This is a genomic window from Rhizobium sp. Rhizsp82, assembly GCF_047325115.1.
In the GTDB taxonomy this organism is placed as follows: domain Bacteria; phylum Pseudomonadota; class Alphaproteobacteria; order Rhizobiales; family Rhizobiaceae; genus Rhizobium.
This window is the reverse complement of sequence record NZ_CP168570.1, coordinates 2,100,878-2,126,780: the sequence shown is the minus strand read 5'-3', so window position 1 is coordinate 2,126,780 and position 25,903 is coordinate 2,100,878. Positions and strand designations below refer to the sequence as shown.

Below are 25,903 nucleotides of genomic sequence, written 5' to 3'. Positions count from 1 at the left end.
GAAACGGCAGAAATGACTTCGACGGCCAAGGCAGCATCCTCCGCCATCCTCGAACGCGACGGCAAATATCTGCTGGTGCTGCGCCGCAATCCGCCATCCGCCGACATGTATGCCTTTCCGGGCGGACGTGCCGAAGAGGGTGAGACGCCCGCTGAGACCGCGCTGCGGGAATTCCGGGAAGAGACCGGCATTGCGGCGCGCAACCCTGAACTCTTTTCGGTCTACGATCTGAAGACCCATGCGCCTGATGGCAGCGTCACCAGCCATTTCTTCCTGTCGGTCTTCACCGTCGAGGCGGATGCCGATGCCGTTGCGGAAGCTGCCGATGACGCCGCCGATCTCGGCTGGTACAGCGTCGAGGAGATCCGCCGGATGCCGGTGCCGCAATCCGTTCTCGAATGCGCCGAGCGGCTGGCGCTTCGACAATAACGGCGTGGAAACTCCGCCACGCGCCTTGTTCCCGACACGGCTTGCGTATCAACTGTTCACATGATTCCCGTACGACGCGTTGTTTTGTCCCTGTTCTTGTGCGCCGGTGCAGCGATGAGCGCGCCCGTCTGGGCACAGGGCAAGAATGCGGCAGCGCCTGCGGCACCCGAGGCACCCCCGCCTCCACCGGCTGCCGTACCCTACGACGACAAGCTTTTGCGGTTTGCGGAAGTGATCGGTTCGGTGCATTACCTGCGCACGCTCTGCAAGGCGCCAGGCGGCGACGAGTGGCGCAACAGCATGCAGCAACTACTTGATTCCGAAGCGAAAGACGAGCCTCAGCGCAAAGAGAAGCTGACCGCTGCTTTCAACCGTGGATACCGTGCCTTCGCATCCGTCTATACCGATTGCACCGCATCGGCGATCGTGGCAGAAGAGCGCTACCGTAACGAAGGTGCAACACTTGCCACAGAAATTACTTCGCGGTTTGGAAATTGACGTTTAATTAACCTGTTTTCACTCCCGCGCGTGTCGTTTTGGGAAAAGGCTGATAGAATTGTTAACCAGGCAGTAAGGCATGCAGTTCGAGGAAAAGAAAATGGAACCGAGCCTCAACGACATCGACGACATGATCGTCCATGAAAAGATGCAGGCGGCTTTGGAGTACCACAACGAAGCTTGGGCTGACGGCATGGCCGACGGCATCGAGCCTGAGATCATCGCCGACACCGCCATCATTCACGCCCTTCGCGAAACGATCCGCCTGCATGGCGAAAACAGCGCGGAAGCCCTGCTCGATTCGCTGCGTGAACGTATGCTTGCTGGCGAGTTTTCTCCGAACCGCAGACTGCAGTAAAAATTAGAGAGTCGGATGCACACCGGTAAGGACAAGGCCCCGCGGCGGCTGATCGCGCCGCTTCTCGTTGCTCTATGCGCTGGCGCCGGCATTTTCGCGGCACCCGCAGCCTTTGCGCTTTCAGAGCTGCACAAGGCACCCGGACAGCCTGATCCGCAGGCGACCGACCAGAAGAACACCCAGCAGACGCAGACACCGCCGGCCGCGACGCCCGGCGTGCCGATGCCCGATCCGCTGGTGACCAAGGATCATGCGGCGCAGAGCACCGACAAGACGCCAGGCGCATCCGACAGCGGCAAGCCCGTCGACGTGATCTACGACATCACCAAGGTTCCCGAACCCGTGCGCAAGATGCGCGAACAGATCGTCGAAGCGGCGGCTTCCGGCGACCTCGAGCGTCTCCGCCCGCTGATGGGCACCGGCGCACAGCAGACGCAGGTCAGCGTCGGCCAGCCGACCGACGATCCGATCGGCACGCTGAAGGACCTTTCCGGTGATCCTGATGGCGACGAGATCCTGGCGATCATCCTCGACGTCATCTCCACCGGTTTCGTGCATGTCGGCGCCGGTACTGCCGATGAGGCCTATGTCTGGCCCTATTTCGCCGAGAAGGACCTGAAGGCGCTGACGCCGCCGGAGCGCGTCGAGCTGCTGCGCATCGTCACCGCAGGCGATCTTTCCGACATGCAGGAATTCGGCGGCTACAATTTTTACCGCCTCGGCATTGCGCCCGACGGCAAGTGGAAGTTCTTCACCGCCGGCGATTGATCGCCCCTGCCCGCCGCTTGCAGCGGCGGCGCGGAAGACTTAACTCTGAGCGATCACGAACGCGACAGGTTTCGCCATGCCCTCCGTCTTTCTTCCGCACCGCACCCTTCTCAGGATCGGTGGCGCGGACGCCGAGTCCTTCCTGCAGAACCTCATCACCACCGATATCGTCTCGATGGCGCTGGATGAGGCACGCCCGGGCGCGCTACTGACGCCGCAGGGCAAGATTCTCTTCGATTTCATGATCTGGCGCGATGGCACGGATTTCGTCATCGAGACCGAGCGCGAGCAGTTCGAAGCGCTGACGAAGCGGCTGACCATGTACAAGCTGCGCGCCGCCGTGACGCTTGCGCCGGTGGACGCCGAGGGCGTGACCGTTTCCTGGGACAGCGATGCGGCCGATGGCGCTGCCGATAGCCGCTTTGCCAGGGCGGGAATCACACTTCGACGCCAGGCCGGAAAGCACGGCACTGACGATGTGGCGCTCTATGACGGCCTGCGCGCGGCGCATGGTATCGTCACCTCGGGCGCCGACTTCGCGCTGCAGGACGCCTTCCCGCATGACGTGCTGATGGATCTGAACGGCGGGCTCTCCTTCAAGAAGGGGTGCTATGTCGGCCAGGAAGTCGTCTCCCGCATGCAGCATCGCGGCACAGCGCGGCGGCGCGTGGTGACGGTTTCCGCTGGCACGGAACTGCCCGCGCCGGGCACCGAGATCACCGCCGGCGGCAAGCCGGTCGGCACGCTCGGCACGGTCAGCGGCAAGAGCGGACTGGCGATCGTGCGCATCGACCGCGCCGGCGAAGCGATGGCGGCGGAAACGCCGCTGCTTGCCGGTGACGTGCCTGTCACGCTCGCCCTGCCCGGCTGGAGCGGCCTTGCCTTCCCGTCCACATCCGACGAGGCCAGCGCGTGACGAAGCCGCCCCGCGCCTGGCAGCGCATGCTCTCCGGCAGGCGGCTCGATCTTCTCGATCCGTCGCCGCTCGATGTCGAGCTCAGCGATATCGCCCACGGTCTTGCCCGTGTGGCGCGCTGGAACGGCCAGACCTCGGGAAATCACGCCTTCTCGGTTGCGCAGCACAGCCTCGTCGTCGAGGACATCTTCCGCCGCCTCAACGAGGCGAGCGCCAGCGACTGCCTGATGGCGCTGCTGCATGACGCCCCGGAATATGTGATCGGCGACATGATCTCGCCGTTCAAATCCGTCGTCGGCGGCGGCTATAAGACCGTCGAGAAGCGGCTGGAGGCGGCGGTGCATCTGCGCTTCGGCCTGCCGCCGCATGCCTCGCGCGAGCTCAAGGACAAGATCAAGAAGGCCGACACCATCGCCGCCTATTTCGAGGCGACCTGCCTTGCCGGTTTTACCTCCGTCGAAGCGCAGAAGTTCTTCGGCCAGCCGCGCGGCATCACCAAGGAAATGCTGCTGATCGAGCCGCTGCCGGCCACCGAGGCGCAGCAGCTGTTCTGCGATCGCTTTGCGGCGATCGAGGCCCTCAGGAGCGCCAAGCCGTGACGCGGATCGTCGTCTCGCCGCTTGCCCGCATCGCCGAGATGGCCGTGCGCCACGGCGCCCGCGAAATGGTGAGCCTGATGGCCAAGGAACAGGCGTTCCACCGCCCGGGCGTCATTTCCGCCAGCCGCCATCTGCTGCTGCATATGAACGACATCGCCGTCAAGGGTACCGGCAACCTGGTAGCGCCCGGCGAAGCGCATGTGCGCGAGATCATCGGCTTTGCCGCCGCTTGGGACCAGAGCGCGCCGCTGCTCGTTCATTGCTGGATGGGCGTGTCTCGATCACCGGCGGCTGCCCTTGTCGCAGCCCTTTCGCTGGTGCCCGATCAGGATGAGACGGCGCTTGCAGAGCGGCTGCGCGCCGCCTCCCCCTATGCCACGCCGAACACCCGGATCATCGAGATCGGCGATGCGCTGCTCGATCGCAAGGGCAGGCTTGTCGATGCCGTGCGCGCCATCGGGCGAGGCGCCGAAGCCGACGGCAATGCGCCTTTCATGTTTGCGATCGCGCCCGAAAAAGCCGGTTGACGCTCCCACACCCTGCCCCATCTAGCCAAGTGCAATGGAAATTCGAGGTGTGGCAACAGGCATGGAACAGGCAACAGACGTCATCGTAGCAACCCGGACAGCACTCAGCCAGGCAAGCGCGCTTGCCGTCCAGTATTCCTTCTCGATCCTTGGCGCGATCATTCTTCTCATCGTCGGATGGGCGATGGCGAGCTTCGTCAGCCGCTGGGCCTATGAAGGGATTTCGCGGGTGCGCGGCATCGACGAAACGCTGGCGCGCTTCTTCACCAATGTCCTGCGCTACGCACTCCTCATCCTCGTCTTCATCACCGTGCTCGGCCAGTTCGGGGTGCAGACGGCCTCGATCATCGCCGCTCTCGGCGCTGCCGGCCTGGCGATCGGCCTGGCGCTGCAGGGGACGCTGCAGAATATCGCGGCCGGCATCATGCTGCTGATTCTTCGGCCTTTCCGGGTCGGCGAATATATCGAGACCAGCAGTATTTCGGGCACTGTGCGCGAGATCGGCCTCTTCGCCACCGAGTTCAAGACCGGCGACGGTCTATACCGGCTGGCGCCGAACTCGATCCTCTGGAACACACCGATCACCAATTACAGCCGCGAACCGACCCGGCAGAACGAGCTGAAGGTGACGGTCGCCTATGCCGACGACATCGACGCGGCGATGGACCGGCTGCTGTCGATCGCCAGGCAGGATTCGCGCGTGCTGAAATCGCCGGCGCCGGCGGTGTTCATCGATACGCTCGGCGGCGCGACGCTCGGGCTGACGCTGCGTTACTGGGCGAAGACCGGTGACTGGTGGGCGCTGAGCCGCGACATGGTCAAACGCGTCAAGCTGAGCTTCGACGAAGGCGGCCACCTGATCCCGGTCTCGGCCGCCAATGGCAATGCGGTTCCGGAACCCGAGCCGGAGGAAGCGCAGAAACCGGCCCGCCGCAGGGCCTCCTCCAAGGACCAGACGACGCGTCAGTGACGCAGGGCGGAACGTTTTGACTCCCTGCCGGTTAATCTCTCAAGGAGATTGACCATGCCGCTGCCGAACTACCGGGACACATTCCTCCAATGCCTGACGACGCTGAAAGGGCTCACGGCGCAATCGGAGGAGTATGTCCGGTTTCGCTGGCAGGCGATCTATCTGACCCGCGGCCGGTTCTCCTATTTCTTCCGCGGTGCGCTCGATGGCGCCAGCATCGGCTTTTCCGGCCAGCAGATCGACCTGACGAATGGCGAGGTCAGCATCATCCCCGCCCGCTCCGTCGGGCTTTATGGCGCGACCTTCGGGCTGAACGAAGCGATTACTGCCTATAGCGGCCCGCAAAAATCAGTGATCGAGGTAGCCCATGCCTTCAACGAGGCGAGCGAGATGGATTACCATCCCGAGTTCTTCTACGTGCGGATGAACCTGCTGCACACCGCAAGCGACAGCAAGATGGGATTTGCTCGCGATCCCCGGCTTCGCGAAAACACCAATCTGATCTTCGTCGGACTGGAAGACCAGATGACCGCCGACCTGCTGGAGGAAAGCGACATCGCCCGCTGGGTGGCGCAGGAGAAGCCAATGGCATCGACGGAATGGTATGCCGAGCGGTATTATTACAGCTGAGCGTTGGGCCAAGCCCTGCCCGGAGCGCAGATGAGGGGGCCCCGCGCGCCGGAGGGCAAATCAATCACCCCACAGCCCAGCCCTACTCAATCACTCCACAAGCCAACCTCTCGCCCGCATCACCCGCCGGCTGGCTGCGGTAGTCGTCGGAATTGGCATGGATCATCAGCGCCCGGCCGCGGATGCCGTCTTCCTTGCCGTCAAGCGTCACCATGCTGTCGAAGACCTGGGCGCGCAGAATGCCGTCCTGACCGACATACTGGTTCGGCAGGTCGCCGGCATGCGGGCCTTTGGCCGCCAGGAAGCCGTGCTCGGCCTTGGTGGGGTTGAAGTGCTTGCCGGCCGATTCGTGATGCGTTGCCGGATCGCATTTGCCGGTTTCGTGAACGTGGAAGGCGACCCATTTGTTGGCCGGGAGACCTGCAATCTCGGCCTCGATGAAGACGCCGCCATTGGCGGCTGCCGTCAGCGTCGCCCGGCCGGTTTCCTTGCCCTTGGCATCGACGAAATTGGCGGTCGCCGTCTGCTTGTCCTGCGCATTGACGGCAAAGGCCGCCGCGGCGAAGGCGAAGGCCGCGAGCGCGATTGTCTTTTTCATGAGGGTTTCCTTCCGCTTGGCTGTTCGTTGTCCAACGTCTCAAGCCGGAAGGGGTTCCTGCAAAACAAAAGCCGGCCACGAGGACCGGCTTCGTACAATCGCCATTCCCGGCGCCTCAGGAGGCGATATCGAGATCGTACTGGCCGTAGGTGTTGCGGTAAACATCCGGAAGGCCGTCGTCATTGGATGCGCTGATCGCCATGTCGCTTACGCCACCGCGAAGGCCCATCATCAGGGCGAGAACATTGTCGGTCGCCGTCGAGCGCGGCTCGGACTGCGGTTCGTCTTCGCTCAGCTGAGCGAGAATTCCAGGCTTTTCATCGGCAGCACGCTCGCCACGGCTCAATACGCCGTCGCCATTGGTGTCGAGCCGCGAAAGCGTTGCCAAATAGGCATAGGCCGTGTCTGAAACTGATGAAACATTGCTCATGCAAACCTCCGTTCACCGTCTCTGTCCGGTGATGGCTGTACGCAATACAAAATGTTGGACGATCAAAACTGACTCGGTGAATACCGTGCTTAGTGAGTCGGGTCAATAAGCTGTTAACTTCGCATTAAGGAAGGTTGACAAAGAGTTTTCACCTGTGGCCCGGGCGCCGTTTTCCACGGCTTCCCGCCTTCGCCAAAAGCCTCATTGCAACTGGCGGCGCGAGGCCTTATCTCGGGCGTCCATACCAACAATTGCGGTGACGAGAATGCATCAGGCCGAAGCCTTTGCCCCCTTCGAAAGCCTTGCGGCAGAGCTTATTCCATTCGCCACGGAAGGCGACGACGGTTCGCACGATCTGGCGCATGTGCTGCGCGTCTTCAAGAACGCCATGCGTATCCAGAAGAACGAGGGCGGCGACGCCCGGATCCTGGCAGCCGCCGTGCTGCTGCACGATTGCGTCGCCGTCGAGAAGAGCTCGCCGCTGCGCTCCAAGGCATCGGCGCTCGCCGCCCAGAAGGCATCGGGGATCCTGCAGAAGATGGGCTGGACGGCAGAGGATATCGCCGCCGTCGCCCATGCGATCACCGCGCACAGCTTCTCGGCCAATGTGACGCCCGAGACGCTCGAGGCGAAGATGCTGCAGGATGCCGACCGGCTGGACGCGATCGGCGCTGTCGGCGCGGCGCGCTGTTTCTACATTGCCGGACGCATGGTCTCGGGGCTTTACGATCCCTTCGATCCCGATGCCAGGGAGCGCCCGCTCGACGACAAGCGCTATGCCATTGACCACTTCCAGACAAAGCTGTTCAAACTGGCTGACGGCTTCCAGACGGAAGCAGGCCGTACGCTTGCAGCCGAGCGCGACAAGCGGCTTCGCGATTTCCTCGCGGATTTCATGGACGAGATTTAGGAGACGGGCATGCGCATCAGCGATCTTTTCATCTATCCGCTCAAGAGCGCACGCGGCATTGCCATCCCCTTCTCCGATATCGACGCTTTCGGCCTGCCGGGCGACCGCCGGGCGATGATCACCGATGCTCAGGGGCATTTCATCACCCAGCGCGAATTGCAGGATCTGGCGCGCATCGAGGTGCGCCCCGAAGCGTCCGCCTTCCGCCTGTTGATGGATGGCAAGGGCGAGATCGCCGTGCCGCCGCTACAGCCTGGCCGGCGCATGGATGTGTCGGTCTGGAAAGAGCCGGTGAACGCCGCCGTTGCCGACGACGACAGCAACCGCCGTCTCTCCGAATGGCTGGGGCGCGAAGTGAAGCTGGTGTTCTTCGACGGCGAGGCAAAGCGCATCGCCAGCACCGAATGGGCGGGCGGTGAGACGCCTGTTACCTTTGCCGACGGCTATCAGATCCTGGTGACGACAACCGGTTCGCTGAAGGCGCTGAATGCCGATCTTGCGGCCCACGGCGAAGGCGCCGTCGGCATGGAGCGGTTCCGTCCGAATATCGTCGTCGACATCGACGAGCCCTGGCCGGAGGATCGCTGGGCGGCGATCGAGATCAACGGCATCCGCTTCGATCTCGTCAAACCCTGCGCCCGCTGCATCATGACCACGCAGGACCAGCAGACGGGCTCGCGCGACGTGCCAAACCCGATGCCCGCCATGGGGCGCCTGCGCATGTCGGCGGACCGGCGCGTGCCCGGCCCGCTCTTCGGCTGGAACGTGACGCCGCGCGGCAGCGGCAAGATCGCCGTCGGCGACACCGTCAAGGTGATAGAAGAACGCACCGAGGGCTGGCCGCTGAAGGTGCGCAACCGCGCCTAAAGGCCAGCAAGCGCCCGGTCGATCTCGTTCATCACATCTACGGGCAGCGGCCCTTTCGCCAGCGCACCGGCATTTTCCTCGACCTGCGCCACCGTGCGGAAGCCGGGGATCGGCAGCGTGCGCGGCGAGCGCGCCCAGAGCCAGGCGAGCGCGCCCTGCGTCAGCGTGCGGCCGCCATCGGTCAGCAGGTTGCGGACGGCCTCCAGGCGGGCCGCGAATTCCGGCGCGATCTTGCCATCCTTGAAATAGACCATCCAGTCGAGGCTGGCGCCGCGGACATCCTTCTCGCCAACCGTCTTGCCCGGCGTGAACTTGCCGCTGAGCAGACCCATGGCGAGCGGGCCGCGATTGATCGAGATCAGGCCGTTCTTCTCGATGACATCGATCATATCGGGCGCCGGCTCGAAGACGTTCATCGTATGCTGGATCGAGACGAAACCATTGCGATGGACATGGCGGGCGGCACGGTCCGTGTAGTCGGTGCTCCAGCCGAAAGCGTCGACCTTGCCCTCCGCCTTCAATCGCTCCAGCGTCTCGAAGACCTCATCGGATGCTTCCAGCGGGAAATCGTTGAGATGGAACTGCAGGAGATCCAGCCGCTCGCGGCGCAGGCGGCGGAGCGATGTCTCGGCAGAAGCACGGATGAAGGCCGGATCGGCAAAGGCGCCGGTCGCCTGCCTGGTCTTCTCGTCGGTCGCGTGGCCGAACTTGGTGGCGACGACGATGTCGTCGCGGTTGCCGATGGCACGGCCGACGATCTCCTCGGAATGCCCTGCCCCGTAATTCGATGCGGTATCGAAGAAGCGGATGCCGAGATCGACGGCGCGCGCGATGGCGCGGAGCGATTCGGCGTCATCGACCTCGCCCCAGCCGAGCGGCACATCGCCGGCGTAGAATGGACCGCCGATCGCCCAGCACCCCATGCCGAGGCGCGGGATCTCGCGGCCGTTCCATAGCGTGATCGTCGTCGCGTTATCGGGTTTCGTCAGCATGTCATCCTCCTCGATCATCTGCCGTTGCAGGCAGAGATAGGCAGCGCCGAGTGCGGCGTAAACCGCCACGGCTGCAGGATATCTTTCACGGGTGAAAAACCGCTATTCAGGCCGGCAGCTTGCCGCCTGCCGCGAGGGGATGCGCCGCACCGGGTGGCAGCGCCCTGAGGGAGGGGTCGAGTGCCTTCAGGGCCGCCTGGATAAAGCCATCGCGGGCCGAGACGGCATCGATGCCGCGCGGCTCGTAGACATGGCGGTGCAGGAAGAAGCTGGTGAGCCGGAAACCGGCGAGCAGGCTGTCGTAATCGGCGGCGTGATTGCCCTCCTCCGACAGGAAGGTCGGCAGGACCAGCATCTTGTCGGCATAGGGCTTGCCCGCCGCGCGGCAGACGGCGCGGCCGGATTTCGGCGAGACATAGGCTAGATCGTTGCGAACGCCGGTGGCGGCACATTCGGTCAGATCGATGCCGTAGCCGAGGTCGTTCAGCACCGCGAGCTCGAAGCGGACGAAGAGCTCGCCGGCATCGGTCGGATTGTGGAGATTGTCGAGGATGACTTCGAGCGCGTCGTAGAGATGCGGATGCGGGTCGCGCTCCGGCAGCAGCCGCAGCAGCGCGCCCATCGCCTGCACGCCGTAGACGGCGGTGGCGCTCTCCATCAATCTCGCGGCGCGCAGTTGCAGCGGCTCGATGCGAAATTCGCCGAGATGCTCGTCGAGGCGGGCGCGCCAGATGACATCGACCTCGTTGCCGGGCTGCAGCACCGGCTGCATGCTGCGCGAACGGCCGGAGCGCACGAGGCCGAGATGGCGGCCGCGGTCGCGCGTCATCACTTCGGCGATGACGCTTGTCTCGCCGTGACGCTTCACGCCCAGAACGATTGCATTGCCTTGCCACTGCATCGGCAAAATCCCAAAAACTTCAGGAATCGATCCTAGAGCAACCGCCCGCAAAAGTCATTGAATGGCGTTATTCGCCCGGGAAGAGCTTGGCGAGGAAATCGCGCATGGCGCCTTCGTCGAAAGGCTTCACGAGAAGCGGCACCTGCTGCAGGTCGGCGGGAAAATCCGTGGTGTCGGAATAGCCGCTGACGAAGCCGAAGGGGATCGAACGCTCCTTGAGATGACGGGCAAAGCCGAAGCTCATCGACTCGCCGAGATTGACGTCGAGCAGCGCGAAATCATAGGTCTCGGCGCTGACGGCCTCCATCGCCTGATCCAGGCTGTTGGCAATGTCGATCGTCTCAAGGCCGACGGCGCGCAGGATATCTTCCGCTTCCATCGCAATGATGAGACTGTCTTCCAGAACCAGAACACGGGTTGCGTTCATGATTTATGCCCCTCGCTGTGCGCCGCTGACGGCGCGCACCGTCTTCTCAAACCGCATTTCTACCTCTGATGCCCCTCTTGGCCGCCGCGATTGCAAAATCTCGCGGTCCACACCCTAACTTCCCCACCTGCTCGATAGAAAGCAAACCGGGAGGAAAAGTGGCATGTCCGCACCTTATTTTCCATATCACCGATTTGCATTTAAAAAAGACATAGTTGTTGAAACGCTCATATAAAAGGGCGCCGGCCCTCCGCAAGCCCTTCCCAGCCGGCGATCTCCAAGAGGCCCTCGCCGTTCAGCACCTCGCAGCCGCGCTCCTGCCAGCGGATCAGCCCGCGCTCGGCCAGTTTCTTCAGCGTCTTGTTGGTGTGGACGATCGACAGGCCGAGCGTATCGGCAATGTGCTGCTGGGTGATCGGGATGAATTTTCTGCCGTTGAACAGGTTGAGCCGCTTGCCACGCTCGTAAAGGAAAGCGACGAGATAGGCGGCGCGCTCCAGCGCGGTGCGGCGGCCGATACTCAGCAGATGCTCGTCGAGGATTCGCTCCTCCTGCGCGGCGATCCAGGTGATATCGAAGGCGAGCGACGCATGCTTGTTATAAAGCGTCATCAGCTTGTCGCGCTCGAAGACGCAGAGCGAGACGGGTGACAGCGCCTCGACCGAATGCTGCATCTCGTCCATGATCGTGCCCTGCAGGCCGATCAGGTCTCCGGGCATCACATAGTTCAGGATCTGGCGGCGGCCGTCTTCCAGTGTCTTGTAGCGAAAGCCCCAGCCGGAGAGCACGGTGAAGAGATGGGCGCTGTTGGCACCCTCGACGAGGATCGTCGCCCCCGCATCGGCGGCAAGCTCGCCCTTCTTGAAACGGCTGACGAAATCCAGTTCGTCACCGCTGAATTCCCTGAAATGCGGCAATGGCCGCAAGGGACATTGCTCGCATGGTGTCTTGAACGAATGCGCTGGTTTTGCCGTTGCCATCCCTGCCCGAGCCCGCAAAAATCGGCGCCGCCGGTCCGCAGCGCCGTTCGATGCTGGAAATGCGACGGCGGGGATTTTGTTCCGCGAACGGCCGGGATTTTTTATTGAAAAACAATGGCGTGAGGAGAGCGAGCGGGATTTCTTGCCGCTGGGTTCTTGGAGCCCCCTCATCCCCGGCGCAACAAGTTGCGCCTGAAACCTATCGGGCCACCTTCTCCCCAAGGGGAGAAGGGAACGGGAACGTTGCGGCTAGTCCCTTCTCCCCTTGGGGAGAAGGTGCCGGCAGGCGGATGAGGGGGCTACGGGCGCTGCAATCAAAGTTCTTGCACCGCCCCACCCCCGTCAGTGCGGGAAATCCAGTCCCATTTCGCGGAAGCGCTCGGGGTCGTCGCCCCAGTTCTCGCGTACCTTGACGAACAGGAAGAGATGGACGTTCTGCTCGAGGATTTCGGAGAGCTCGCGGCGCGATGCCGACGAGATCGCCTTGATGGTTTCGCCGCCCTTGCCAAGCGCGATCTTCTTCTGGCTGTCGCGCTCGACATAGATGACCTGCTCGATGCGTACCGAGCCGTCCTTGCGCTCTTCCCACTTCTCGGTCTCGACGTGAGACGAATAGGGAAGTTCCTGGTGCAGGCGCAGGAAGAGCTTTTCGCGGGTGATTTCGGCGGCGAGCTGGCGCATCGGCAGATCGGAGATCTGGTCTTCCGGATAGTACCACGGGCCTTCAGGAAGCGTCTTGGCGAGATAGTCCATGACATCGTCGCAGCCCGAGCCGTTTTCGGCCGAGATCATGAAGGTCTGGTCGAACTGGACGGTCTGGTTGGCGGTCGCGGCCAGCGCCAGCAGCAGTTCGCGGTTGACGCGGTCGATCTTGTTCAACACCAGGATCTTCCTCTGCGGGACCTCTTTCAGTCCCTCCAGAATGGCCTCTGCATCGCCGCGCAACCCGCGCTCGCTATCGATCAGCAGCATGATGACATCCGCATCCTTGGCGCCGCCCCAGGCCGACGTCACCATGGCGCGGTCGAGCCGGCGGCGCGGCTTGAAGATGCCTGGCGTGTCCATGAAGACGATCTGGGCTTTGTTGTGGATCGCGATGCCGCGCACGATGGCGCGCGTCGTCTGAACCTTGTGGCTGACGATCGACACCTTGGCGCCGACCAGCCGGTTGACCAGCGTCGACTTGCCGGCGTTTGTCGGCCCGATCAGGGCGACGAAGCCGGAATGCGTTGGGCCATGCGTTTCTTGGGCGCCATCATGCGCCATGTCGTTTTCTTCGGTCATCGTTCCGTCAATTCCCGGCAGAGGACTTCTGCCAAATAGCTTCGCGTTCGAGCATTCTTGTCGCTGCGGCCTGTTCGGCTGCGCGCTTGGAGCGGTCGATACCCGTTTCCGGGGAGACACCGGCCACTTCCACCGTCACCGTGAAGCGTGGATCATGATCCGGCCCGGTGCGTTCTTCAACACGATATAGGGGCGTCACGCCAAATTTCGCGTGGGCCCATTCCTGCAATTCGGTCTTGGCATCCCGGCGGGCGCCATCGGCACGCACCGCCCGCTTCTCCCAGAACTTCAGGATGAAGCGGCGGGCGGTCTCCAGACCACCGTCGAGATAAAGCGCGGCGATCAGGCTTTCGACCACATCGGCACGCACGTTCATCATCCGCTTGCCGGTGAGTTTCTTCACGTCGGCGCCGGTGCGGATGAAAAGATGCAGGTCGAGCTCGTCTGCGACAGCCGCGCAAGTGTCGGCGCTGACCAGCTGGTTCAGCCGGACAGAGAGCTCACCTTCCGCGGCAGTGCCGAAGGTCTTGAAAAGCAGCTCGGCGATGCAGAGGCCGAGCACTCTGTCGCCGAGGAATTCGAGACGTTCGTAATTGCCGCCCTTCTGCGTTCGGGCGCTGGCATGCGTCAAGGCGCGGTCCAGGCGCTCCTTCTCGGCGAACTCGTGACCGATCAAAGCTTCAAGCTTGGTCCGGTCTGCCGCCGAGAGCGTCTGAGCCTTGCTCATTCAACGACCTTGAAGAGACGGTCCCAACGCATGTTGGAAGGCCATTTCCAGATTTCGCGGAACGAGGTGTCGTTGCCGAGCGAGAAGAAGATGACGCTGGCGCGGCCAACGAGGTTCTCGGCCGGCACGAAGCCGACGTCGAAGCGGCTGTCCAGCGAGTTGTCACGGTTGTCGCCCATCATGAAGTAATGGCCTTCGGGAACGACGAATTCCTGGGTGTTGTCACCACGGGACACCGGCGACTGGTCGAGCGTGTCGTAGGTCTTGCCGTCATCCAGCGTTTCGCGGAAAACCGGAACGTCCTGGCCCGGATCCTGCGCATAGTCGGAATTGAAGGTGCCGTCTGCGACCTTCGGAACCGGCTTGCCGTTGATCAGGAGAACGCCGTTCGTCACCTGGATCTTGTCGCCCGGGAGACCGACGACGCGCTTGATGTAATCGATCTCGGGGTTCGGCGGGAAGCGGAAGACGACGATATCGCCGCGCGCCGGCTCGCTGCCGAAAATACGGCCGCTGAACAGGTTCGGCGAGAAGGGCAGCGAGTATTTCGAATAGCCGTAAGCGAACTTGTTGACGAAGATGTAGTCACCGACCAGGAGCGTCGGCATCATCGAGCCGGACGGGATGGTGAAAGGCTGGAAGAAGACCGTGCGGATCACCATCGCCAGCAGCAATGCCTGGATGATGACCTTGATGTTTTCCCACAGAGCGTTCGGCTTGGTATCGGCTTTTTCGGACACGCAGTCTTATTCCTTAAAGGCGCCGAAGCGGCGCAATTCTATAGTTGCTTCTCTCTAGCGGCTTCGGCCGGTGGCGGCAATGGCGCGAACATTAAAAGCGACGACAGGCCGCGGCTCAGCCGGCTTCAGGCAGCGCCTCGATGATCACGAATGCCTGAGCAAGCGGATAATCATCGGTTATTGTCAAATGAATGACCGGACGGTGCCCGGCAGGCATCATCGCTTCCAGGATGACGGCAGCCCCACCCGTCAGCTTCATCGTCGGCTTGCCGCTCGGCAGGTTGACGACGCCCATGTCCTTCCAGAAGACGCCCTGAGCGATGCCGGTGCCGAGCGCCTTGGAGCAGGCTTCCTTGGCGGCAAAGCGCTTGGCGTAGGATTCGGCGCGGTTCGCCCGGCGGTCGGAGCGGGCGCGCTCGACATCGGTGAAGCAGCGGTTTGTGAAACGCTCGCCGAAACGCTCGATCGACTTTTCGACGCGGCGGATGTCGATGAGGTCGCTGCCAATACCGATGATCATGAAAGGTCCTTCTGCGGGCGGAACGTCAGACGGTGGGCACGTCATGCACCTGATGGCTGAGACGCAGCTTGGCGCGCTCCATCAGGCGGGCACGGCGGCGGGACTGGAAGCCCCTGACGGTGTAGAACGTCAGCGCGTAAAGCACAACCGAGGTGACGGCACCGGGCGGGATGGCGCCGATCAACATCGGCTCCAGCACGGGGCGCCAGAGCTCGGTGAAATTCAGCTGGTGGAACATCTCGTGGAGATCGATCGACTGGCCGCCCAGCGTATCCTTGCGGGCGAGCACGAGATGGCCGATTTCCCAGGTGATGCCCCAGATGAAGGGATAGGTCAGCGGATTTCCGAAGGCGGCGCATCCGAGTGCCGCGGCCACCATGTTTCCCGAGAGGAAATAGGTGATCACGAAGGCCATGATGAAATGCACGCCGATGAACGGCGTCCAGGACACGAACACACCAGCGGCCACGCCCGCCGCAACAGCATGCGGCGAGGCCGTCAATCTCATGACGCGCATTCTCAGATAGCGCGCGGGACGCAGAAAGCCTTTGCGGGGCCACAAGGCCTCCCGCATTCTCTCGCGAAATCCTGCAGGTTTTCTACGGCGGAACAACATCGCGGCTATTTAGCGCAGCGCACCTCACCATGACAAGAGCGGCGAAAAATCACGGGGTCCGCCTGCCGCTCTTTGCTGTCGTCACACTTTTCAGTGTCTACTCACAGGGCACACATAATGCATGGCGCCCCATCACATCTTCGCAAGTATTAACGCGGTATTAACGGGTACGAAACAGACCGCGATCAACCTGACGCTGACGATGCTCAAGATCGATACGGTCGTACGAGCCGTTCAGGTAGGCCATTTCACGTTCCTGAGCATTCGGAGCGCGAAGAGCGCGGGCGATTTTCTTGATAGGACCAAACATAGCGTTGCCTCTTTCTTTCGTTCATTCTCTGATGACACGGAAGATAAGTGCTGCAGCGCACAATTACCAACGCTCTAATACAGGTGCAGCCATGCGCATTACGCATATCTCGCCTTTTCGTCGTGCAAATTCGGTCACAAAACGATCATAAAATGTGCAGACGCCTCAGTCGTAGAGGCGCCGCACCGTCGCAATGCAGTCCAGTTCCTTGAGCTGGGCGAGCATCTGGTTCAACTGGCGGAGGTCCCAGACCTCGATATCCAGCGTCATTTCGGTGAAATCGGCGGCAACGCGCACCGTGTTCAGGACACGGATATTGACGTCGAGACCGCCGACCGTCTGCGCCACCTTTGCAAGGGTGCCTGGCTCGTTCAGCGCATTGACCATGATGCGGGCCATGAAGCGGGACTTGTTGGCCTCGTCGAGATCCCAGCGTACGTCGATCCAGCGGTCCGGCTGATCGTCGAAATGCTGGAGCGCCGAAGACTGGATCGGGTAGATGGTGATCCCCTTCCCCTTCTCCATGATGCCGACGATGCGATCGCCTGGCACGGCGCCGGTGGGTGCGAACTGCACGGCGATGTTGCTGGAGATGCCGCGGATCGGCACGGCATCGACGCCCGCTTCGCCTGCCAGCAACCCGGCTTCGGCGCCTTCCTTGGTCTTGCCCGGCACCTTGAAGATCATGCCGGAAGCGCTGCGGACGTTGAACCAGCCTTCATCGCCGCTCGGCTTGACCGTGACGCGCTCGTCCTGGTGATCCGGATAGACGGCGCGCAGCACGTCGAGCGAGGACATCTCGCCGCGGCCGACGGCGGCGATGGCGTCTTCGACATCCTTCTGGCCGAGGCGGTGAAGCGCAGGCTTCATGGCATCGCGCGAGAAGATCTTGCCAGCGCGGTCGAAGGTGCGCTCGAGGATGCGGTGGCCGAGGCCGGCATATTGCTTGCGGATCGCCATGCGGGTGGCGCGGCGGATGGCGGCGCGCGCCTTGCCGGTGACGACGATCTCTTCCCAGGCGGCCGGCGGCACCTGCACGCCGGAGCGGATGATCTCGACTTCGTCGCCATTCGCCAGACGCGTCACCAGCGGCATGATGCGACCGTTGATCTTGGCGCCGACCGTGGTGTCGCCGATATTGGTGTGGACGGCATAGGCGAAGTCGATCGGCGTCGCGCCACGCGGCAGCGCGATCAGCTTGCCTTTCGGGGTGAAGCAGAAGACCTGGTCCTGGAAGAGTTCGAGCTTGGTGTGTTCGAGGAATTCTTCCGGGCTGTCGCCCTCGGCCAGCGCCTCGATCGTATGGCGCAGCCAGGAATAGGCATTAGATTCGCGCGAGAGGATGTCGCCCTCGGGGCTGGTCGCACCGTCCTTGTAGAGCGTGTGCGCGGCGATACCGTATTCGGCGATCTCATGCATGCGCTTGGTGCGGATCTGCAGCTCGATACGCTGCGAGGACGGACCGACGATCGTGGTGTGCAGCGAGCGGTAGTCGTTCTGCTTCGGCGTCGAGATATAGTCCTTGAAGCGGCCGGGCACGACGCGCCAGCGGGTGTGGACGATACCGAGCGCCCGGTAACAGGCCGGGATCTCATCGACGAGGATGCGAAAGCCATAGACATCAGAAAGCTGCTCGAAGGAGAGCGATTTCGACTGCATCTTGCGGAAAACCGAATAGGGCTTCTTCTGACGGCCCTTGACGTAGACGCTCTCCATGCCGTTCGCCACGAGCAGATCGCGCAGTTCGGTCTCGATCTTCTTGACGAGGCCTTCATTGCGCTGGGAGAGCTCCTCCAGGCGTTTGGTGACGGTCTCGTAGGCTTCCGGATTGATATGGCGGAACGAGAGTTCCTCGAGCTCGTCGCGCATGTCCTGCATACCCATGCGGCCGGCGAGCGGCGCATAGATATCCATCGTCTCTTCCGAGATACGGGCGCGCTTGTCGGCAGCCATATGGTCCAGCGTGCGCATATTGTGCAGACGGTCGGCGAGCTTGACGAGCAGCACGCGCACGTCGTCGGAAATGGCGAGCAGCAGCTTGCGCAGGTTTTCGGCCTGCTTCGCCTTCTTGGTGACGAGGTCGAGCTTCTTGATCTTGGTGAGGCCCTCGACGAGACGGCCGATATCTTCGCCGAACAGTTCGTCGATCTCGGCGCGGGTTGCCGTCGTGTCCTCGATCGTGTCGTGCAGCAGGGCGACTGCGATCGTCGACTCGTCGAGATGCATGTCCGTCAGAATGGCGGCGACTTCGAGAGGATGAGAGATGTAGGGATCGCCGCTGGCCCGCTTCTGCTGGCCGTGCTTCTGCATGGCGTAGACATAGGCTTTGTTCAGCAGAGCTTCATTGGCATCGGGCTTGTATTTCTGCACCCGCTCCACGAGCTCATACTGACGCATCATGCCGCAACAACTCCGATAAAAATAAAAGCGCGCCAATCAACGATTGGCGCACAGATTGGCAATAATATGCCCTAGCAATAAAGGCGCAAGATTGACGATTGGTAATCGTCAATAAAGCCGCGCGACTTAGTAGTCGTCGCTCTTTTCCGGCGGCACGAGGCCTTCGATGCCGGCAAGAAGTTCTTCTTCCGACATCTGGTCGAAAGTGATGGTTTCCGGCAGGTCGTCCTGCTCTTCGCCATCGGCAGCGGCAACACCGCCGGCAGCAATCAGGCTTGCCGGATCGGGCTCGGGCTCGTCGACTTCGACGTGCTTCTGCAGCGAATGGATCAGGTCTTCCTTCAGGTCGTCGGGAGACAGGGTCTCGTCGGCGATTTCGCGAAGGGCTACAACCGGGTTCTTGTCGTTGTCGCGATCGATGGTGATCGAGGCACCCTGGGAAATCAGCCGGGCGCGGTGGCTGGCAAGCAGAACCAGCTCGAAGCGGTTCTCAACTTTGTCGATGCAATCTTCTACTGTGACACGGGCCATTGCCTGTCCTTTGCGGTCGTGATCTCGGGATTGACACGCCCGATACAATTAAAACCCGGCGAATTCAAGTTTTTCGTGCGTTGACCCGTAGTTTCCGGGCTATCCTGTTAAAATCACACAGGGAATATGACATTTCCACCAATAGTTGCTTGGAATATGCCGAATCGTGCCCTAAATCTCCTGTATATGAATAATTCATAAATTACGGATTATTCCTCTCGGCAGGCAAGTCATTGTTTTTATGTGATTTTGGCGAGAGCCCATTTGGATTACTCTAATTGGATTGGCAAGCGATGTTCGACCCACGGGAAAAAATTGCACTCTTCATTGATGGCGCCAACCTCTATGCGGCATCCAAGAGCCTCGGCTTCGATATTGACTACCGGAAGCTGCTGAAAGCCTTCCAGAAGCGCGGCTATCTGCTGCGTGCCTACTATTACACCGCGTTGATCGAAGACCAGGAATATTCCTCGATCCGCCCGCTGATCGACTGGCTTGACTATAACGGCTACAAGGTCGTGACCAAGCCTGCCAAGGAATTCACCGACTCCATGGGCCGCCGCAAGATCAAGGGCAACATGGATATCGAACTCGCGATAGACGCGATGGAACAGTCCGAAACCGTCGATCACCTGGTCATCTTCTCTGGCGATGGTGATTTCACGACCCTGGTGGAAGCGCTGCAGCGCCGTGGCCGCAAGGTTTCAATCATCTCGACGATGGCAACGCAACCGCCGATGATCGCCGACGATCTGCGCCGCCAGGCCGATCACTTCATCGACCTTCTGTCGCTCAAGGCCGAAATCGGCCGCGATCCGTCCGAACGTCCGCAGAAGCCGGTCGCCGAGACCACGGCTGCCGCCGACAGCGACGATTGACCGAAGACGGCCGGTTTCTGCCGGCCTCATCATTTCCTGAAAATTTGGGTATTTCGCAGCCGGTCATGACCGGCTGCACCGCGCGGTTGCAATTTGCAGGAGCTGAAGAAGGCCTTGCAGGGGCACTTCTGAGAGATCAGCGATTGTCCTTCATCAACCGGCTCTTCTGCCGGTTCCAATCGCGTTCCTTCTCCGTCTCGCGCTTGTCGTGCAGCTTCTTGCCCTTGGCGAGCGCGAGCTCCATCTTGGCGCGGCCGCGCTCGTTGAAATAGATCTTCAGCGGCACGAGCGTCATGCCCTCGCGGTTGATACCGGAGCGCAGGCGATTGATTTCACGCGCCGAAAGCAGCAGCTTGCGGCGGCGGCGCGGCTCGTGATTGAAGCGGTTGGCCTGCAGATATTCCGGCAGATAGGAATTGATCAGCCAGATCTCTCCGCCTTCGTCCGACGCATAGGATTCGGCGATATTGGCCTTGCCGTCGCGCAGCGCCTTGACCTCGGTGCCCATCAGCATGAGCCCGGCCTCGTAGGTATCGATGATCTCGTAGTTGAAGCGCGCCTTGCGGTTTTCGGCGACGATCTTCTTGACGACACGCTGGCTGCCTTTGGGGGCCATGACGAAATTCCAATTCTCGGGGCGCGCAACGGCGCGCCCTCATTTGCTGCCCATTATGTAGGGGAACTGCAAGTGCTTGTGAAGACAGGCGCCCCTGCCCTCACCAGCAGTTTAGTTCAGGAGGCCGGCGTGGCGGAGCGCCGCGTCCATGGCCGCTTCGGTGCCGGCTTCCAGCGAGGAGACCAGCGGCGAGCGGACATTGCGGCTCATACGGCCGAGCTTGTTGAGGCCGTACTTGGCGCCGCAGACGCCCGGCTCCATGAAGACGGCCTTGTGCAGCGGCATCAGGCGATCCTGATATTCCAGCGCCTTGACGTAATCACCGGCGAGCGTTGCCGCCTGGAACTCCGCACAGAGGCGCGGCGCGACATTGGCAACAACCGAGATACAGCCGACGCCGCCATGGGCATTGAAGCCCAGAGCCGTTGCATCTTCGCCGGAAAGCTGACGGAAATCCTTGCCGCAGGCGATGCGCTGTTCGGAGACGCGCTCGATCTTGCCGGTCGCATCCTTGACGCCGACGATGTTGGAATGCGCCTTGGCAAGCACACCCATCGTTTCCGGCGACATGTCGATCACCGAACGGCCCGGGATGTTGTAGATGTAGATCGGCAGCTTGACGGCTTCGGCGATTGCCGAGAAATGCGCGATCAGGCCCTTCTGCGTCGGCTTGTTGTAATAGGGCGTGACGACGAGGATCGCATCCGCGCCTGCCTTTTCGGCATGCTGGGCAAGCTCGATCGCTTCGCGGGTGTTGTTCGAACCGGCACCGGCCATGACGGGCACGCGCTTGGCAGCCGCTTCGATGCAGAGTTCCACGACCCGTTTGTGCTCGGCATGCGACAGCGTCGGCGATTCGCCGGTCGTTCCGACAGGAACGAGGCCGCTGCTTCCCTCTTTGATCTGCCAGTCGACGTGAGCAGCGAAAGCCGCCTCATCGACATTGCCGGCATCTGTGAAAGGGGTGACGAGGGCGGGAATGGATCCCTTGAACATGCAGAACTCCCTAAGGCCGAAATCCACGCTTCGGCCGCATTCTTTGGATAAGAGTTGCGCACCATAGAGCGGTGAAAACGCCGCGACAAGCGTGGTGAGATCGGTTTAGGGCAAATTCCGATATCAAATGTGAACGAAGTTTACCGGTTCCGGTAAGCTTTCATTAAGATGCCGTTTGCGAGACTTGGGGCCACGTTTTCGTTGCGAGTATCCCGAATGAAAAGAGCTGTCCTGATCCTGACCGCCCTCGGCCTTTCGGCCGCCGCGTGGGGCAGCGCCGCGTCGCCATTGCCGCAGACGGACATTCCGGTACCCGACGCCAAGCCCCTCGGCTATCTGCCGCAGACCTCCGCCCCCGAAGCGATCATGACCGGTGCCATTCCGCGCACCGTCGCGCCGATCAACGGCGACTTGAAGAGCGGTCTCGACGCGCTCTCGGCCAAGAACCCGCAGCAGGCAATCTCCATCCGCGACGGCATGGCCAAGGGTACGCTCGACCGGCATATCCTGACCTGGGCGATCGCCATGTCGGGCCTCAAAGGCGTGCCCTCCTACGAAATCGCCGGCGCCTCCCAGGAACTGAAGGGCTGGCCGGGGCTTTCCAGGCTGCGCGCCAATTCCGAGCGCGCGCTCTACGACGAGAACCCCGATCCGGCAGCGGTGCTCGCCGCCTTCGGCGAGACGGCACCGGAGACGATGGAGGGCGCGATCGTTCTCTCCCGCGCGTTGATTTCAGCCGGAAAGCAGCAGCAGGCCGCCAAATATATCCGCAAGGTCTGGCGCGGCGAAGGGCTAGACAAGGACACCGAGGACAAGGTCCTCGCCGAGTTCTCCGGCCTGCTTTCCCCCGCCGATCACAAGGCGCGCATGGACTACCTCATGTATCGCGGGCGCACGGCGCAGGCCAAGCGCTTCGGAGACATGGGCCAGGCGCAATCGCTCTACAAGGCATGGTCGGCCGTCGCGGCCAAGGCACCGAACGCGGCTGCCCTACTCAATGGCGTCGATGCGAAGTGGGGTACCGATCCCGGCTATCTCTTCGCCCGCATCGAATATCTGCGCAAGCAGGACAAATATGCCGAAGCGGCCAAGCTTCTGGCGCAAATGCCCTCGAAGCGCGACGAGCTCGTGAACGCCGGCGAATGGTGGAACGAACAGCGTATCGTCAGCCGCGGCCTGGTCGATCAGGGTCAGTTCGCCGCCGCCTACAAGATCGTCGCCAACAGCGTTGCGACCAGCACCGCCGATATCGTCGAAGCCGAATTCCATGCCGGATGGTATGCGTTGCGCGGGCTTCAGGAGCCGGAAGCCGCCGAGACGCATTTCCGCAAGATCCTGCAGGTTTCCAGCGGCCCGCTTTCGGTCTCGCGCGCCTGGTACTGGCTCGGCCGCGCCGCGGAAGCCGGTGGTCCCGGCAAGTCCGCCGAATTCTACACCAAGGCCGCAAGCTTCCCGAGCACCTTCTACGGTCAGCTCGCCAGCGAACGCTTGGGCCGCAAGACGCTGAACGTCGCCTATCCCTCGCCGAGCGCCGCCGACCGGCAGAACCTGCAATCCCGCGAAGCCGTGCAGGCCATCTCCCGCCTTGAGGCCGCCGGCCATGGATGGCGCGCCGCGACCCTTTATCTGGCGCTCGCCGACCAGATCCAGAGCCCCGGCGAGCTTGCGATCCTGACCGCGCAGGCCGAACGCTCCGGCGACCATCACCTTTCGCTGCAGATCGGCAAGATTGCCTATTCGCGCGGCATCGATGTCGCAGCACTCGCTTTCCCTGTCGGTGTCATCCCGTCGAGTGCCAATATTTCCGGCTCCGGCAAGGCGCTCGCCTATGCGATCGCCCGCCAGGAAAGCGCCTTCAACCCTGCCGCCGTCTCCGCCGCCAATGCGCGCGGCCTGCTGCAGCTGCTGCCGGGCACGGCCAAAGCTGTCGCCAAGCGCCACAACATCACCTTCTCCGCCGACAAGCTGACGGCCGACGCCGGCTACAACGCCACGCTCGGTGCCCACTATCTCGGCGAACAGATCGACGCCTTCGGCGGCTCCTACATTCTGACCTTCATCGCCTACAACGCCGGACCGAAGCGTGTGCCCGAATGGATCGCCCGCTACGGCGACCCGCGCGGCAAGAATATCGACGAGATCGTCGACTGGATCGAGCGCATCCCCTTCCCCGAGACGCGCAACTATGTGCAGCGGGTTTTGGAGAACTATGAAGTGTATAAGGCTCGGCTGGGGCAGACGCCGGACATCGTGCGCGACCTGGTCGGCGGCCGCTCCTCCTGAGACCGCTTGCAGATTGACGCGCCGGCGCTAACCTCCCTGGCAACAGGGAGATGGCGATGACGACGAATTTCAAGACCGGCTTCGTAGCGCAGACGATCACCACGGCCGACGGCCTCACGCTGCATGCCCGGGACTATGGCAGCGCGCATGGAGACGCGCTCCCCGTCATCTGCCTGCCCGGCCTGACGCGCAATTCCCGCGACTTCCACCAGTTGGCGATGATCCTCTCGAACGATCCCCGACCCCCCCGCCGCGTCATCGCCTTGGACTATCGCGGCCGCGGACAATCGGATTGGGATCACAACAAGACCAACTACAACATCGCCGTCGAGGCGCAGGATGTGCTTGCCCTCTGCGAGACCCTCGGCATCCACCGCGCCATCTTCATCGGCACCTCCCGCGGCGGACTGATTCTGCATCTGATCGCAGTGATGAAGCCGGAGCTATTGGCGGGCGTGGTGCTGAACGACGTCGGGCCGGTGCTTGAAGTCGAAGGGTTGCGGCATATCCAAAACTATCTCGGCCATGCCAGAGCGCCCCATGATTGGGACGATGCAGCGGCCATCCTGCAGGAGTTACACGGCAAGGCGTTTCCGGCGCTCGGCACCGATGACTGGCGGGAGATGGCGGAGGCGCTCTACCGCCGCGATGGCGACCGGATCGTCAGCGATTTCGATCCGGCGATTGCGGAAGCGATGATTGCGGCGGATCTCACAAAACCGTTGCCGGATATGTGGGCGCAATTCGAGGCGATGAGACTGGTGCCGTTGCTGGTCGTGAGGGGTGAGAACTCGACGCTGCTGTCGGAAGAGACGGTCGGGGAGATGGTGAAGCGGCATCCGAACAGCGGGGGGCTAATCGCCGCCGGGCAAGGGCATGCGCCGTTGCTGCATGTCGATGGGGTTGGCGAGCACGTCGTGCAGTTCGTCAATGCCTGCGGATAGACGAACAACGCCCTTTTCTAACGAACTACCCCAGCAACACCCGCAATACAAAAAGCCCGGCTCAGAGAGCCGGGCTTTCCTGATGAGACCGAAGTCAGATCAGATTAGAATGCACGCTGCAGGCGGAAGAAGCCTTCAACGCCATCGACGTCGTTGCCGACGATGTCAGAGTCGCGGTTGACGTAAGTCGCTGCTACCTTAGCCGAGAAGTTGTCGACGATCTGGTAGTCGAGCGTTACGCCAGCGCGCCACTCGTGACCGCCGTCCCAGCCGCCGCCGACGTAGTCGCCAGCAACGCCCGTGCCGGATACGTCCGGATCGATGTTAGCCGTGTACTGAACGCCAGGGGTGATGGTGAACTTGTCGGTTGCCTTAACAGCGTACTGAGCAGCAATCGCCCATTCGCCATTCAGGTAGTAAGCAGACGGGCCAGAAGACCATACGCCTGCCAGGCCGAAGGTGCCCGGACCGACATCAGCGGTGATGCGAGCGCGGATTGCGCCTTCTTCAGCGTCGAAGTCGTAACCACCGATCAACTGGTAGGTGAAGCCACCAACCGTGCCGCCAACAGCAGCGTCAACGCCAACGTTGTTGCCATGTTCCTGGTACGTCGTGCCGCCGAGGGCGTCGATCGTGCCGAATTCAGCGTTGAGACCGGAGTCACCGAGTTCTTCAACAGCGATACCAGCGTAGAAGTCGCCAGACTCATACTGATAACGGATCGAGTTGAACGAGGTGTAGCCAGAGTTGGTTACGTCGAATTCGCCCGAGAAGTCGTCGTCCCACCAGTTGAAGAGCTTACCAACGCGGAGGCCCGCGATGTCGATGTAAGCGGTATCGAGCGAGAAGTCGGTGCCCGTCGTGTCCGAACCACCGCGGTGGTTGGCCTGGTAAACGATTACGCCGGTGAGCGGGCCGTATTCGGTGTCGCTCTTAGCCGTGAACTGAACCTGACCGCGGGTCAGGGCAGACCAGTCTTCCGTGCCGTCTTCGTCGCCGAAGTCAAAATCAACCTGGAAACGAACGTAGCCTTCGATCTTGAGGCAGGTTTCGGTGCCCGGGATGTAGAAGTAGCCAGTGCCGTATGCGTCGCAAACGCGAACGTATTCTACTGCTTCCGGCTCAGCTGCAACGATTGCGTCGGCAGCCTGTGCGCCAGATACTACTGCCAGAGCAGCAGCGGAGCCGAGAAGAAGGCTCTTGATTGTCATTGGTGACCTCCAATTCAAAGTTTCGATCGGGTCTGGGATTTTTCGCC

The 25,903-nt window shown here is 62.0% G+C and carries 31 protein-coding genes; 14 read left to right on the top strand and 17 right to left on the bottom strand.

Annotated features, from left to right (window positions below):
- The first annotated feature begins 12 nt into the window (after positions 1–12).
- The 9 genes from ACEN84_RS15355 (at position 13) to ACEN84_RS15315 (ending at position 5,695) form a co-directional block, all read left to right on the top strand.
- Positions 13–429, top strand: a complete 417-nt coding sequence (locus tag ACEN84_RS15355; protein WP_413709171.1) for an NUDIX hydrolase — start codon at positions 13–15, stop codon at positions 427–429.
- 60 nt (positions 430–489) lie between these two features.
- Positions 490–927, top strand: coding sequence for a TIGR02301 family protein (locus ACEN84_RS15350; protein ID WP_130282856.1), 438 nt, complete (start codon positions 490–492; stop codon positions 925–927).
- Between the two features lie 100 nt (positions 928–1,027).
- Complete coding sequence (locus ACEN84_RS15345; protein WP_112719678.1) at positions 1,028–1,285, top strand: hypothetical protein; 258 nt, start codon at positions 1,028–1,030, stop codon at positions 1,283–1,285.
- Between the two features lie 15 nt (positions 1,286–1,300).
- Positions 1,301–2,053, top strand: a complete 753-nt coding sequence (locus ACEN84_RS15340; protein WP_413709170.1) for a hypothetical protein — start codon at positions 1,301–1,303, stop codon at positions 2,051–2,053.
- 76 nt (positions 2,054–2,129) lie between these two features.
- Entirely contained in the window at positions 2,130–2,969 is an 840-nt protein-coding gene (locus ACEN84_RS15335) for a YgfZ/GcvT domain-containing protein (protein ID WP_413709169.1), read from the top strand.
- Positions 2,970–2,995: 26 nt separating this feature from the next.
- Positions 2,996–3,568, top strand: a complete 573-nt coding sequence (locus ACEN84_RS15330; RefSeq protein WP_112719679.1) for a YfbR-like 5'-deoxynucleotidase — start codon at positions 2,996–2,998, stop codon at positions 3,566–3,568.
- On the top strand, positions 3,565–4,095 hold the full coding sequence (locus tag ACEN84_RS15325; RefSeq protein WP_413709168.1) for a tyrosine phosphatase family protein: 531 nt from the start codon (positions 3,565–3,567) through the stop codon (positions 4,093–4,095). Before ACEN84_RS15330 ends, ACEN84_RS15325 begins: the two co-directional genes overlap by 4 nt.
- Positions 4,096–4,156: 61 nt before the next feature.
- A complete protein-coding gene (locus tag ACEN84_RS15320; protein WP_199628867.1) occupies positions 4,157–5,065 on the top strand; it encodes a mechanosensitive ion channel family protein in 909 nt (302 codons plus the stop codon).
- A gap of 54 nt (positions 5,066–5,119) precedes the next feature.
- A complete protein-coding gene (locus tag ACEN84_RS15315; RefSeq protein WP_413709167.1) occupies positions 5,120–5,695 on the top strand; it encodes a hypothetical protein in 576 nt (191 codons plus the stop codon).
- Between the two features lie 82 nt (positions 5,696–5,777).
- Here the strand turns inward: ACEN84_RS15315 and ACEN84_RS15310 are convergent, their stop codons facing one another.
- Both ACEN84_RS15310 and ACEN84_RS15305 read right to left on the bottom strand, forming a co-directional pair.
- The gene (locus ACEN84_RS15310; protein ID WP_413709166.1) at positions 5,778–6,293 is read right to left on the bottom strand and encodes a superoxide dismutase family protein; all 516 of its coding nucleotides are present in this window, start codon (positions 6,291–6,293) and stop codon (positions 5,778–5,780) included.
- Between the two features lie 115 nt (positions 6,294–6,408).
- Positions 6,409–6,723, bottom strand: coding sequence for a hypothetical protein (locus ACEN84_RS15305; RefSeq protein ID WP_413709165.1), 315 nt, complete (start codon positions 6,721–6,723; stop codon positions 6,409–6,411).
- Between the two features lie 265 nt (positions 6,724–6,988).
- On the opposite strand from ACEN84_RS15305, the gene ACEN84_RS15300 reads away from it, so the two are divergent.
- The gene (locus ACEN84_RS15300) at positions 6,989–7,633 is read left to right on the top strand and encodes an HD domain-containing protein (protein WP_413709164.1); all 645 of its coding nucleotides are present in this window, start codon (positions 6,989–6,991) and stop codon (positions 7,631–7,633) included.
- Positions 7,634–7,642: 9 nt separating this feature from the next.
- Complete coding sequence (locus ACEN84_RS15295; protein WP_413709163.1) at positions 7,643–8,500, top strand: MOSC domain-containing protein; 858 nt, start codon at positions 7,643–7,645, stop codon at positions 8,498–8,500.
- Here ACEN84_RS15295 and ACEN84_RS15290 read toward each other — a convergent pair.
- The 12 genes from ACEN84_RS15290 to rpoZ form a co-directional block, all read right to left on the bottom strand.
- On the bottom strand, positions 8,497–9,492 hold the full coding sequence (locus tag ACEN84_RS15290; protein ID WP_413711311.1) for an aldo/keto reductase: 996 nt from the start codon (positions 9,490–9,492) through the stop codon (positions 8,497–8,499). The two genes, ACEN84_RS15295 and ACEN84_RS15290, sit on opposite strands and share 4 nt — an antisense overlap.
- A 106-nt stretch (positions 9,493–9,598) precedes the next feature.
- Positions 9,599–10,393, bottom strand: a complete 795-nt coding sequence (gene recO / locus ACEN84_RS15285) for a DNA repair protein RecO (protein ID WP_112719575.1) — start codon at positions 10,391–10,393, stop codon at positions 9,599–9,601.
- A 67-nt stretch (positions 10,394–10,460) separates the two neighbouring features.
- Positions 10,461–10,820 carry a response regulator gene (locus ACEN84_RS15280; protein WP_130282870.1) on the bottom strand — a complete coding sequence of 120 codons (360 nt, stop codon included), beginning with the start codon at positions 10,818–10,820 and terminating at the stop codon, positions 10,461–10,463.
- A gap of 227 nt (positions 10,821–11,047) precedes the next feature.
- Positions 11,048–11,800 (bottom strand): Crp/Fnr family transcriptional regulator, encoded by a 753-nt coding sequence (locus ACEN84_RS15275; RefSeq protein WP_112719577.1) that lies wholly within the window; start codon positions 11,798–11,800, stop codon positions 11,048–11,050.
- A gap of 342 nt (positions 11,801–12,142) precedes the next feature.
- Positions 12,143–13,084 carry a GTPase Era gene (gene era, locus ACEN84_RS15270; RefSeq protein WP_413709162.1) on the bottom strand — a complete coding sequence of 314 codons (942 nt, stop codon included), beginning with the start codon at positions 13,082–13,084 and terminating at the stop codon, positions 12,143–12,145.
- A 7-nt stretch (positions 13,085–13,091) separates the two neighbouring features.
- Complete coding sequence (gene rnc, locus ACEN84_RS15265; protein ID WP_203429198.1) at positions 13,092–13,811, bottom strand: ribonuclease III; 720 nt, start codon at positions 13,809–13,811, stop codon at positions 13,092–13,094.
- Complete coding sequence (gene lepB, locus ACEN84_RS15260; RefSeq protein ID WP_112719580.1) at positions 13,808–14,551, bottom strand: signal peptidase I; 744 nt, start codon at positions 14,549–14,551, stop codon at positions 13,808–13,810. The genes rnc and lepB overlap by 4 nt, the downstream gene beginning before the upstream one ends.
- Positions 14,552–14,666: 115 nt before the next feature.
- Positions 14,667–15,071, bottom strand: a complete 405-nt coding sequence (gene acpS, locus ACEN84_RS15255; RefSeq protein ID WP_112719581.1) for a holo-ACP synthase — start codon at positions 15,069–15,071, stop codon at positions 14,667–14,669.
- Positions 15,072–15,096: 25 nt separating this feature from the next.
- Positions 15,097–15,687, bottom strand: coding sequence for a DUF2062 domain-containing protein (locus ACEN84_RS15250; protein ID WP_112719582.1), 591 nt, complete (start codon positions 15,685–15,687; stop codon positions 15,097–15,099).
- A gap of 160 nt (positions 15,688–15,847) precedes the next feature.
- Complete coding sequence (locus tag ACEN84_RS15245; RefSeq protein ID WP_413709161.1) at positions 15,848–15,997, bottom strand: DUF3563 family protein; 150 nt, start codon at positions 15,995–15,997, stop codon at positions 15,848–15,850.
- A gap of 165 nt (positions 15,998–16,162) precedes the next feature.
- Positions 16,163–18,397 carry a RelA/SpoT family protein gene (locus ACEN84_RS15240; protein ID WP_112719584.1) on the bottom strand — a complete coding sequence of 745 codons (2,235 nt, stop codon included), beginning with the start codon at positions 18,395–18,397 and terminating at the stop codon, positions 16,163–16,165.
- Between the two features lie 126 nt (positions 18,398–18,523).
- Positions 18,524–18,928, bottom strand: a complete 405-nt coding sequence (rpoZ, locus tag ACEN84_RS15235) for a DNA-directed RNA polymerase subunit omega (RefSeq protein WP_112719585.1) — start codon at positions 18,926–18,928, stop codon at positions 18,524–18,526.
- Between the two features lie 293 nt (positions 18,929–19,221).
- Between rpoZ and ACEN84_RS15230 the strand changes: the two genes are divergently transcribed.
- Positions 19,222–19,806, top strand: coding sequence for an NYN domain-containing protein (locus tag ACEN84_RS15230; protein ID WP_112719586.1), 585 nt, complete (start codon positions 19,222–19,224; stop codon positions 19,804–19,806).
- Between the two features lie 136 nt (positions 19,807–19,942).
- On the opposite strand, the gene smpB is transcribed toward ACEN84_RS15230, so the two are convergent.
- Entirely contained in the window at positions 19,943–20,422 is a 480-nt protein-coding gene (gene smpB / locus ACEN84_RS15225; protein ID WP_413709160.1) for an SsrA-binding protein SmpB, read from the bottom strand.
- Positions 20,423–20,533: 111 nt separating this feature from the next.
- Entirely contained in the window at positions 20,534–21,418 is an 885-nt protein-coding gene (dapA, locus tag ACEN84_RS15220) for a 4-hydroxy-tetrahydrodipicolinate synthase (protein WP_112719588.1), read from the bottom strand.
- Positions 21,419–21,634: 216 nt separating this feature from the next.
- On the opposite strand from dapA, the gene ACEN84_RS15215 reads away from it, so the two are divergent.
- Positions 21,635–23,701 (top strand): lytic transglycosylase domain-containing protein, encoded by a 2,067-nt coding sequence (locus ACEN84_RS15215; protein WP_413709159.1) that lies wholly within the window; start codon positions 21,635–21,637, stop codon positions 23,699–23,701.
- A gap of 56 nt (positions 23,702–23,757) precedes the next feature.
- Positions 23,758–24,645 (top strand): alpha/beta fold hydrolase, encoded by an 888-nt coding sequence (locus ACEN84_RS15210; protein ID WP_413709158.1) that lies wholly within the window; start codon positions 23,758–23,760, stop codon positions 24,643–24,645.
- Positions 24,646–24,749: 104 nt separating this feature from the next.
- Here ACEN84_RS15210 and ACEN84_RS15205 read toward each other — a convergent pair whose 3' ends face one another.
- On the bottom strand, positions 24,750–25,856 hold the full coding sequence (locus tag ACEN84_RS15205; protein WP_413709157.1) for a porin: 1,107 nt from the start codon (positions 25,854–25,856) through the stop codon (positions 24,750–24,752).
- Between the last annotated feature and the right edge of the window lie 47 nt (positions 25,857–25,903).

Coding starts and splice junctions, on each gene's coding strand:
- ACEN84_RS15335 (WP_413709169.1), top strand. CDS start 2,130: ATGCCCTCCGTCTTTCTTCCGCACCGCACCCTTCTCAGGATCGGTGGC.
- rnc (WP_203429198.1), bottom strand. CDS start 13,811: ATGAGCAAGGCTCAGACGCTCTCGGCGGCAGACCGGACCAAGCTTGAA.
- ACEN84_RS15350 (WP_130282856.1), top strand. CDS start 490: ATGATTCCCGTACGACGCGTTGTTTTGTCCCTGTTCTTGTGCGCCGGT.
- ACEN84_RS15250 (WP_112719582.1), bottom strand. CDS start 15,687: ATGTTGTTCCGCCGTAGAAAACCTGCAGGATTTCGCGAGAGAATGCGG.
- dapA (WP_112719588.1), bottom strand. CDS start 21,418: ATGTTCAAGGGATCCATTCCCGCCCTCGTCACCCCTTTCACAGATGCC.
- era (WP_413709162.1), bottom strand. CDS start 13,084: ATGACCGAAGAAAACGACATGGCGCATGATGGCGCCCAAGAAACGCAT.
- ACEN84_RS15355 (WP_413709171.1), top strand. CDS start 13: ATGACTTCGACGGCCAAGGCAGCATCCTCCGCCATCCTCGAACGCGAC.
- ACEN84_RS15310 (WP_413709166.1), bottom strand. CDS start 6,293: ATGAAAAAGACAATCGCGCTCGCGGCCTTCGCCTTCGCCGCGGCGGCC.
- ACEN84_RS15315 (WP_413709167.1), top strand. CDS start 5,120: ATGCCGCTGCCGAACTACCGGGACACATTCCTCCAATGCCTGACGACG.
- ACEN84_RS15300 (WP_413709164.1), top strand. CDS start 6,989: ATGCATCAGGCCGAAGCCTTTGCCCCCTTCGAAAGCCTTGCGGCAGAG.
- ACEN84_RS15280 (WP_130282870.1), bottom strand. CDS start 10,820: ATGAACGCAACCCGTGTTCTGGTTCTGGAAGACAGTCTCATCATTGCG.
- ACEN84_RS15275 (WP_112719577.1), bottom strand. CDS start 11,800: ATGGCAACGGCAAAACCAGCGCATTCGTTCAAGACACCATGCGAGCAA.
- ACEN84_RS15295 (WP_413709163.1), top strand. CDS start 7,643: ATGCGCATCAGCGATCTTTTCATCTATCCGCTCAAGAGCGCACGCGGC.
- ACEN84_RS15205 (WP_413709157.1), bottom strand. CDS start 25,856: ATGACAATCAAGAGCCTTCTTCTCGGCTCCGCTGCTGCTCTGGCAGTA.
- ACEN84_RS15290 (WP_413711311.1), bottom strand. CDS start 9,492: ATGCTGACGAAACCCGATAACGCGACGACGATCACGCTATGGAACGGC.
- smpB (WP_413709160.1), bottom strand. CDS start 20,422: ATGGCCCCCAAAGGCAGCCAGCGTGTCGTCAAGAAGATCGTCGCCGAA.
- rpoZ (WP_112719585.1), bottom strand. CDS start 18,928: ATGGCCCGTGTCACAGTAGAAGATTGCATCGACAAAGTTGAGAACCGC.
- ACEN84_RS15215 (WP_413709159.1), top strand. CDS start 21,635: ATGAAAAGAGCTGTCCTGATCCTGACCGCCCTCGGCCTTTCGGCCGCC.
- ACEN84_RS15320 (WP_199628867.1), top strand. CDS start 4,157: ATGGAACAGGCAACAGACGTCATCGTAGCAACCCGGACAGCACTCAGC.
- acpS (WP_112719581.1), bottom strand. CDS start 15,071: ATGATCATCGGTATTGGCAGCGACCTCATCGACATCCGCCGCGTCGAA.
- ACEN84_RS15230 (WP_112719586.1), top strand. CDS start 19,222: ATGTTCGACCCACGGGAAAAAATTGCACTCTTCATTGATGGCGCCAAC.
- ACEN84_RS15240 (WP_112719584.1), bottom strand. CDS start 18,397: ATGATGCGTCAGTATGAGCTCGTGGAGCGGGTGCAGAAATACAAGCCC.
- ACEN84_RS15245 (WP_413709161.1), bottom strand. CDS start 15,997: ATGTTTGGTCCTATCAAGAAAATCGCCCGCGCTCTTCGCGCTCCGAAT.
- ACEN84_RS15305 (WP_413709165.1), bottom strand. CDS start 6,723: ATGAGCAATGTTTCATCAGTTTCAGACACGGCCTATGCCTATTTGGCA.
- ACEN84_RS15330 (WP_112719679.1), top strand. CDS start 2,996: ATGCTCTCCGGCAGGCGGCTCGATCTTCTCGATCCGTCGCCGCTCGAT.
- ACEN84_RS15210 (WP_413709158.1), top strand. CDS start 23,758: ATGACGACGAATTTCAAGACCGGCTTCGTAGCGCAGACGATCACCACG.
- ACEN84_RS15345 (WP_112719678.1), top strand. CDS start 1,028: ATGGAACCGAGCCTCAACGACATCGACGACATGATCGTCCATGAAAAG.
- ACEN84_RS15340 (WP_413709170.1), top strand. CDS start 1,301: ATGCACACCGGTAAGGACAAGGCCCCGCGGCGGCTGATCGCGCCGCTT.
- recO (WP_112719575.1), bottom strand. CDS start 10,393: ATGCAGTGGCAAGGCAATGCAATCGTTCTGGGCGTGAAGCGTCACGGC.